A 7,432-nucleotide genomic window follows, 5' to 3' on the forward strand; every position below is an offset into this window, starting at 1 on the left:
ATCCGGGTGGCTGACGGGACTCGAACCCGCGACGTCCTGGACCACAACCAGGTGCTCTACCAGCTGAACTACAGCCACCATCATTGCTTATGCAACGATAGATAACTGTAGCAGTAACGACGCACTAAACAAAACGCGCACCGCGTTGCCTCTACCACACCGCAGGGGCCAGAGAACCTCTTTTACCAGTGCGCTCGAACCGAAATCGCGTCAGCGAAGTTCCCGAGGGCCTCTGGCGAGGAGTCCAGGTAGAGCTGTGCGTCCACCAGGCCAACTTCCATAACCATGAACGAGCCTTCCCCATCGGGCACAATATCCACCCTGTTGAACAGGAACTGCTCGTCACGGCCCATGCGTTGCTTGACGTAGGCATGGAGGGCAGCGCGAATAGTTTCACCCCAACGCCACTCCTCCGGTGTTGCCTCGCGGGCTTTAACCAGCGTTTCCTGCTTGGATTCCATCGTGATCGAAGCATCGTGCAGCATCGGCTGTTTTTGAACCGCATGCGAAAGGAGTCCATTGAAGAACACCAGGGTGATCTCACCGTGCTTGTCGATCGCCTCCTGGTAGCGCTGCAACATCACGGAACGTCCCTCATCCAAAAGACTCATTACGTGACCAACCGCAGCCCTTCTCGAAGCGGGCTCTACCGCACAATAGCGGCCGATATCGCGCGCTCCCGAAGAAACCGCGGGTTTGATAACAAAATCCTGGAGGGCTGGGAAACGCGAGTGTACACGGTGCTTTGAAAGCTTCTTCTCAACATCAAGCCACGTAGTGGGAATGATTGGAAGCCCGAACTCTTCGTTCAAAATCTTCAAATAGTGCTTGTCCGAGTTCCACTCCAGAATGTCCGGGTGATTCAGCAGGCGCGGCACCGTCTTAGTCCATGCCAGGAACTCATCGCGCCTCGTCGCGTAATCACATACGGAGCGAACAATTACGAGACCAGCATCTTGCCAATCAACATCTGGGTCATCCCAGCGCTTAACCTGGGGATCACATCCTCGTTGCGCCAATTCATCCGGCAAGCCTTCCTCGCCAGGATAAAGATTAGGCAATTCAGAAGAGGTTACTAACGTCACGCGTGGCTTCATAGTTGATACTTTAACCATATTCGATCGATTTGTTTGCACGGATGAGAACACTGCTTGTTGCGCGGCGCAGATATTACGCCTAATGGCCCTACCATTTTGAAAACGAAGAACTAGAGCCGCTGCGTTCTAGCGTAACCCTATCGGACGCGCCAGGGCCTGCTGGATTAGATGCGAAACGAGTGCGGGATAATCTATGCCCGTTGCCTGCCACATCGCTGGATACATGGACCACGGGGTAAATCCCGGCATAGTATTCACCTCGTTAATCGTGATTTTTCCAGATTCTTCGTTGTAGAAGAAGTCCACGCGGGCAAGGCCCTCGCAACCGAGCACCTCAAACGCGCGCACAGCGGTTTCTCGAATCTGTTGTTCCGCGGCTTTGGGCAGGTCAGCTGGCGTAGAAAGCGTCACGACATCATGTGCCTGATACTTAGTTTTGTAGTCGTAGAAGCCATCTCGCGAGGCAACCACGATCTCACCGCACTTGGAGGCGCGCGCCCCCTCATTCCCAAAATCAAGGACGCCACACTCGATCTCGCGGCCTACCGTCGCGGCCTCAACAACTACGCGCGGATCAACCCTGCGAGCTTCTTCAATAGCGTCTTCAAGCATGTCCAGGTCCTCAACGTGAGTGATACCCAGCGAGGAACCGGCACGTGCGGGCTTGACGTACAGGTCCTGACCAACGCTTGCAGCCTGCGCCAGAGCGCGAGAGCGATCCCGCCTCCATTCACGGTCGGTGATCAGCGTCCACCGCCCCACCGAAATGCCGGCGCCAAGCAGGAGCGCTTTGGTCAAATGCTTGTCATTAGACACCGCCGAGGCCGCGACACCGCAACCCACGTAGCGCAGGTTAGACATCTCCATGAGTCCTTGAATGGTGCCGTCTTCACCGTAGGGTCCATGAAGCAGGGGGAACACTACATCAATGTCGCCCAGGTCAGTGGCCTCAATTCGTTCACCGGCAACTGCGCGCGGTTTCTCCACTACCCGCGGATTTCCGGTCCATAGCGCTACGGAGGACTCCCCAGCTTCGATCACCACACCTCGCCCATCAATCATTTCGTAGAGTTCGGGCTTAGCCGGCACGCGTACCCATTCACCATCGGGCGTGATACCGATTGCCAAGATCTCGTACCTCGCAGGGTCGATAGCCGCCATTACGCTGGCGGCCGTTGCGCAAGAAATCTGGTGTTCGCCGCTACGCCCTCCGAAAATCAGGGCTACGCGGGTTTTCTTTGGAGAATCACTCATGACCTTGACTTTACTTCAAAATAATCAAGTTCAATCAACTCTGACGCGCCTTCAAAAATATGTCGCGCGTTAGACACTGCTTGCAGTTCACCACGATTTTCATTTTCGAGGCCGGTAAGCAGGCTACTTGTAGATGAAGCCCTCTCTTGGGCGGGTTAGAGTAAGAAAAACGTAGCGATTGGAACTCACCATGAATAACAAAGTACGAGTCAGCGTAGCGCTAACCACCTTGCTATCGGCCTTGGCATTTAGCGGATGCAGCCAGGGCGAGGGCGCCCCTGATGCCTCTACGCCGGCAACTACTGAGGCCGAAACCTACCTGCCCACACCGTATGTGGACACGACGGCGGAAACTGTTGTTCTTATGGACGAGGCGGAATGGATTTCTGGACCATCTGAGCAGGTTGAAGGTACTTCAAACACTTCCTTGCTGGTCCACGATTTTCGCGTAGGTGTACATGAGGATTACTACCGCGTGGTGGTCGAGTTCGTGGGCCAGGGCGATCCTGGCTGGACCATTGGTTGGACCGACAAATCGGTTGAGCTCGGGCGCGGCGAGGCACTGCCAATTCCGCAGGGCAACGTGCTTGACATTATGATCCACGGCGCCACCTGGCCGGCGATTCCCGGAGCTGCCGAATACTACTACAACGGCCCCGCTGATAAACGGCTGGATGACAATGTCATCGCCTGGTTTGACGGCTCGTTCGAGTCTGAGACACACATCGCGGTATCAAGCGATAAACAGCGCGAATATCGAGTCTTTACTCTTGAAGAGCCCAAGCGGCTCGTGGTCGACCTACGCAAGTAGGGCAAGGTAAAAGGCTTTCCTGGCTCTTGCTTGCTGTTTCTACAACCAACGGGCAAGGCTTCTAAGTACCCGAAACGGGAGGGTATGCCTTGAGCTTTGGATCCCACCTGGTTTCGGGGGCTTTTTCCCTGCGGATTTCTTCGATCATTGAGGTGATGACTTCCTCCATTCGACGCGTCGCTTCTTTGACAGCCTCGTGATCGTTTTCATCCTGGTTCAGATCAGAGAAATCGAATGCGGGCCCAGCCATCACCCACGTGTCACGCCTACGCAAAGGGAACGAGTTCCTCCAACGATGCATGATCTCGTGGCCTCCCCAGTGCGCCAACGGAATTACAGGAACCCCGGTTGCGAGGGCAAGCCTAGCGGCTCCCGTCTTGAACTTCATGGGCCAGTGATCAGGATCTGTGGTGAGCGTGCCTTCTGGGAAGATAGCTACGGATTCGCCTTCAGCAAGCGCAATTTTCGCATTCTTGAGGGCGTCGCCAGCGCTGGAAGTTCCCCGACTTACCGGCACCATTTTTGCCCCGGTCAGCACGCGCCGAAGTCCGGGAACCCGGAACAGGCTGTCTTTAGCAAGAACGCGCACGGCATGTCCGGCATCAACAATGAAGTGAGCCACTACCACCACGTCATACTCAGTCACGTGATTCATGATGAGAATGAAGGGGCCGTCCTTGGGAAGGTTGTTTCGGCCGCGCCAATGCGGCTTGGTGGTTAGTTTCGCAACAGGACGCAGGACTTCAACCGCGACTTTATAGATACCAGTTGCCGGCTTACTCATCGCCTTCTCCTACATTCTTTCCGCATCGGCACCCAAGCGGCCAAGCTTGCTGAGGAAATGTTCGTATCCGCGGGCAATCACATCGATGCCATGCACGATGGACTCCCCCTCCGCCGCCAGAGCCGAAATGAGGTAGGAGAAACCTCCACGCAGGTCTGGAACTGTAATTTCAGCGCCGTGTAGCGGTGTAGGTCCAGAGATAACAGCGGAATGGTAGAAGTTGCGTTGCCCGAAGCGACACGGAGTGCCGCCCAAGCACTCACGGTAAATCTGGATTTCCGCACCCATCTGGTTAAGAGCCTTCGTGAATCCAAGACGGTTTTCGTAAACCGTCTCATGGACGATTGAAAGCCCCTTCGCCTGCGTCAAGGCAACAACCAGCGGCTGCTGCCAGTCGGTCATAAAGCCGGGGTGCACGTTTGTCTCGAGCACAATCGATTGCAACTCTCCACCTGGGTGGAAGAAACGGATGCCGGCGTCGTCAATTTCAAATTGGCCACCGACCTTGCGAAAGACGTTCAGGAACGTCGTCATGTCTGGCTGATGCGCTCCGCGCACGTAAATGTCTCCGTGCGTTACCAGTGCAGCCGAAGCCCACGAGGCTGCCTCAATGCGGTCAGAGATCGAGGTGTGTGTAAATCCGCGTAGCTCCGATACGCCCTCGATTCGGATCGTGCGATCGGTATCAACGGACAGGCTGGCACCCATCTTTTGGAGGACGTTTATTAGGTCCATGATTTCCGGCTCGATGGCCGCGTTCTTCAGCACTGTGATGCCGTCAGCCATTACCGCGGTCAGCAGGGTTTGCTCGGTGGCGCCTACCGACGGGAAAGGAAGCTTGATTTTGGCGCCGCGCAAACCATCTGGAGCGGTGATGCGAATGCCGTTATCTTCTTTATCTACCTGCGCACCAAATGCCCGCAACGCATCCAGGTGCATGTCGATTGGACGGTCACCAATACGGCAACCTCCCAGGTCGGGAATGAAGGCTTCTCCTAGACGATGCAGGAGGGGGCCGCAAAAAAGAATCGGAATGCGCGATGACCCGGCAAGGGCCTGAACTTCAGATACGTGGGCGACCTCGACGTTTGACGGGTCGAGTTCGAGGACACCGGCACCCTGGTCAAAATTAATATGCACGCCGTGCAGACCGAGAAGCTCAGAAACCAGGTCCACATCCCTAATTAGAGGAACATTTGAGAGCTTCGAGGGGGTTGTACCAAGTAGGCTTGCCACCATCGCCTTTGGAACGAAGTTCTTTGCACCGCGAACGGTGATGTCTCCCGTCAAAGGTTTGCCGCCCTGCAAACGCAAAACCGAGTCCATGGAAGCCTTTCTGCTTAATCTAGCTAGCTGAATTTATTATTATCCCTTGCACTAATCTATAACGCACGGCCTGCAGGCGTTCCATTACCCACACCACTATAGCCCCGTGTCTCAGCACAACCGCTCGCACGTTCATCCAACGAAAAGCCTCTTACCTGCACTTTTGTGCGGGCGATCATATCCAGGAGTTTGCCATCTCAATGATTGAGATGGCAAGATCGGTGTATGGATGAAAAAGCTCCCACCAGTGGCGTAGGCGTTCTAGATAAAGCCTCGCTTGTTTTGTCCGCGTTAGAGGCCGGGCCGGCAACGCTTGCCCAGTTGGTCTCAACCACTAAATTGGCTCGGCCAACCGCACATCGCCTTGCAGTCGCTCTTGAGTTTCACCGTTTTGTTGCTCGCGACATGCAGGGCCGTTTTGTTTTAGGCCCTCGCTTGTCAGAACTCGCATCGGCTGCTGGCGAAGATCGCCTTCTCGCATCAGCCACCCCTGTTCTGATCGCATTGCGTGATCACACGAAGGAATCAACACAGCTCTACCGCCGTCAGGGAGACCAACGCATTTGCGTTGCGGCAGCTGAGCGCCAGATAGGTTTGCGCGATTCCATCCCGGTTGGCGCCACGCTTTCCATGAAAGCAGGATCCGCAGCCCAGGTGCTCCTCGCTTGGGAGGAGCCGGACCGGCTTCACCGCGGCCTCTACGGCGCTTCGTTTAACGCGACCATGCTCTCTGCTGTTCGCCGTCGCGGCTGGGCACAGTCCGTGTCCGAACGCGAGATAGGCGTGGCGTCCGTTTCTGCTCCTGTTCGCGGTCCGGGAGGCAAGGTGCTTGCCGCTATCTCTATTTCGGGCCCCGTGGAGCGGATGGGACGTCAGCCTGGCCGCCAGCACGGCCCGTCGGTAGTTGCAGCAGCCAACCGTCTCTCAGACTTCCTGCGCCGCGCCGAAGAACTTGGCCTGTAGATCGCACTTAGCAAATGCGGATTGCCCTCGTTTCTGACCCGTACAGCCCGCGCGTTGGGGGGATTGAAACCCAGGTGCGCAATCTGGGCCAAGCCCTTGCCGCCGCCGGTCACAGCGTCACGGTGATTACAGCAACGCCCACAACCTCGCCGCGCGGTGATTTTACGGAGCTCGATGGCGAAGTTACGGTGCGGCGTCTGACTGCACATATCCCTCTAGATCTTCCGGTGAATCCATTTGCACGTGAGGCCCTGGAGCAGGCTTTGCCCTCGTTTGATGTCGTTCACGTTCACATGGGGTTGGTCTCGCCGTTCGCGCGCATGGCAGTACAGGCCTGTATTAAGACCGGTACGAGGGCGATCTTGACCTGGCACTCCCACCTCGGCGGTAGCACCTGGTGGTACGGCGCGGTCAATCCCCTGCCCGCTTGGGAGAGTGCCGGAATACGACTCACCGCGGTATCGGAGCCAGCTGCACGGGCAGTTGCCGCGGCAGCTCGGGGCAACGCTCAAGTAGCGGTGTTACCAAACTTGATTTTTGATGAACCCTGGGAGCAGGCGCGTCAAGCAGCTTTGACCCATTTCAACGAGGAGGCTACTTCTGCTCCCCTCCGAGTAGTAACGGCCACGCGACTGGCCCCGAGAAAACGGGTTCTACAACTTGCCGAGATCGCAAGGCGGGCGCGCGTGGACGTGCACGTGTACGGCGACGGCGGTCTGCGGCCTGCTTTGGCCCGGCCCGGACTTTCGGGTGGTCGCCTGCATCTGCATGGAAAGGTAATGCCCACGCAGTTGGCTGATGCGTATACGCGCGCAGAGGTTTTTGTGTCCCCGGTTGTTAAAGAGGCGTTCGGAATCGCGGCTCTGGAGGCCCGCGCGTGCGGTTTGCCCGTCATTTACCGCCAGGGCTCAGGGATTGAAGAGTTCATTACTCATGGCCGCGACGGCTTAGAAACCTCGAGTGACAAAGAGATGGCCGCGGCTCTCGCGATGCTCGCTAAACATCCGCAGCGCCTCAAGAAACTTCGCGAATACGCGCTTCAGAACCGCATTACCCACACTTGGAGCCGCGGCCTGCAGGCCTACCTGGAGCTGTACGAGGACTGGCGCAACTAGATCTTTACACCTCTAAGCGCACTGAACACTATGCGAAACAGGCACCCGGTAGCAAAAAAGCACCCGATTTCTCAGGTGCTGT

The 7,432-nt window shown here is 56.6% G+C and carries 7 protein-coding genes and 1 tRNA gene; 3 read left to right on the forward strand and 5 right to left on the reverse strand.

Going from position 1 to position 7,432, the window contains the following annotated elements:
• Positions 1-5: 5 nt before the first annotated feature.
• The 3 genes from HMPREF1628_RS08025 to HMPREF1628_RS08035 form a co-directional block, all read right to left on the reverse strand.
• Positions 6-78, reverse strand: a tRNA-His gene (locus HMPREF1628_RS08025).
• Positions 79-182: 104 nt separating this feature from the next.
• On the reverse strand, positions 183-1,097 hold the full coding sequence (locus HMPREF1628_RS08030; RefSeq protein WP_198030431.1) for an ATP-grasp domain-containing protein: 915 nt from the start codon (positions 1,095-1,097) through the stop codon (positions 183-185).
• A gap of 126 nt (positions 1,098-1,223) precedes the next feature.
• Positions 1,224-2,351 (reverse strand): D-alanine--D-alanine ligase family protein, encoded by a 1,128-nt coding sequence (locus HMPREF1628_RS08035; protein ID WP_034510809.1) that lies wholly within the window; start codon positions 2,349-2,351, stop codon positions 1,224-1,226.
• A 190-nt stretch (positions 2,352-2,541) separates the two neighbouring features.
• On the opposite strand from HMPREF1628_RS08035, the gene HMPREF1628_RS08755 reads away from it, so the two are divergent.
• Positions 2,542-3,162, forward strand: a complete 621-nt coding sequence (locus HMPREF1628_RS08755; RefSeq protein WP_052039019.1) for an AMIN-like domain-containing (lipo)protein — start codon at positions 2,542-2,544, stop codon at positions 3,160-3,162.
• Between the two features lie 61 nt (positions 3,163-3,223).
• Here HMPREF1628_RS08755 and HMPREF1628_RS08045 read toward each other — a convergent pair whose 3' ends face one another.
• On the reverse strand, positions 3,224-3,946 hold the full coding sequence (locus HMPREF1628_RS08045; RefSeq protein WP_034510813.1) for a lysophospholipid acyltransferase family protein: 723 nt from the start codon (positions 3,944-3,946) through the stop codon (positions 3,224-3,226).
• 9 nt (positions 3,947-3,955) lie between these two features.
• Positions 3,956-5,272 carry a UDP-N-acetylglucosamine 1-carboxyvinyltransferase gene (murA, locus tag HMPREF1628_RS08050; RefSeq protein ID WP_034510815.1) on the reverse strand — a complete coding sequence of 439 codons (1,317 nt, stop codon included), beginning with the start codon at positions 5,270-5,272 and terminating at the stop codon, positions 3,956-3,958.
• A 225-nt stretch (positions 5,273-5,497) separates the two neighbouring features.
• Here murA and HMPREF1628_RS08055 point away from each other — a divergent pair, with 225 nt between their 5' ends.
• Positions 5,498-6,235, forward strand: coding sequence for an IclR family transcriptional regulator (locus HMPREF1628_RS08055; RefSeq protein WP_016444969.1), 738 nt, complete (start codon positions 5,498-5,500; stop codon positions 6,233-6,235).
• Positions 6,236-6,249: 14 nt separating this feature from the next.
• Positions 6,250-7,350, forward strand: a complete 1,101-nt coding sequence (locus tag HMPREF1628_RS08060; RefSeq protein ID WP_052039020.1) for a glycosyltransferase family 4 protein — start codon at positions 6,250-6,252, stop codon at positions 7,348-7,350.
• Positions 7,351-7,432: the final 82 nt, after the last annotated feature.

Origin of the sequence: Actinomyces sp. S4-C9, assembly GCF_000758775.1 — a bacterium.
In the GTDB taxonomy this organism is placed as follows: domain Bacteria; phylum Actinomycetota; class Actinomycetes; order Actinomycetales; family Actinomycetaceae; genus Gleimia; species Gleimia europaea.

Bases quoted from the DNA above. Each gene is read 5' to 3' on its own strand.
- HMPREF1628_RS08030 (WP_198030431.1), bottom strand. From the start codon at position 1,097: ATGAAGCCACGCGTGACGTTAGTAACCTCTTCTGAATTGCCTAATCTT.
- HMPREF1628_RS08035 (WP_034510809.1), bottom strand. From the start codon at position 2,351: ATGAGTGATTCTCCAAAGAAAACCCGCGTAGCCCTGATTTTCGGAGGG.
- HMPREF1628_RS08755 (WP_052039019.1), top strand. From the start codon at position 2,542: ATGAATAACAAAGTACGAGTCAGCGTAGCGCTAACCACCTTGCTATCG.
- HMPREF1628_RS08045 (WP_034510813.1), bottom strand. From the start codon at position 3,946: ATGAGTAAGCCGGCAACTGGTATCTATAAAGTCGCGGTTGAAGTCCTG.
- murA (WP_034510815.1), bottom strand. From the start codon at position 5,272: ATGGACTCGGTTTTGCGTTTGCAGGGCGGCAAACCTTTGACGGGAGAC.
- HMPREF1628_RS08055 (WP_016444969.1), top strand. From the start codon at position 5,498: ATGGATGAAAAAGCTCCCACCAGTGGCGTAGGCGTTCTAGATAAAGCC.
- HMPREF1628_RS08060 (WP_052039020.1), top strand. From the start codon at position 6,250: ATGCGGATTGCCCTCGTTTCTGACCCGTACAGCCCGCGCGTTGGGGGG.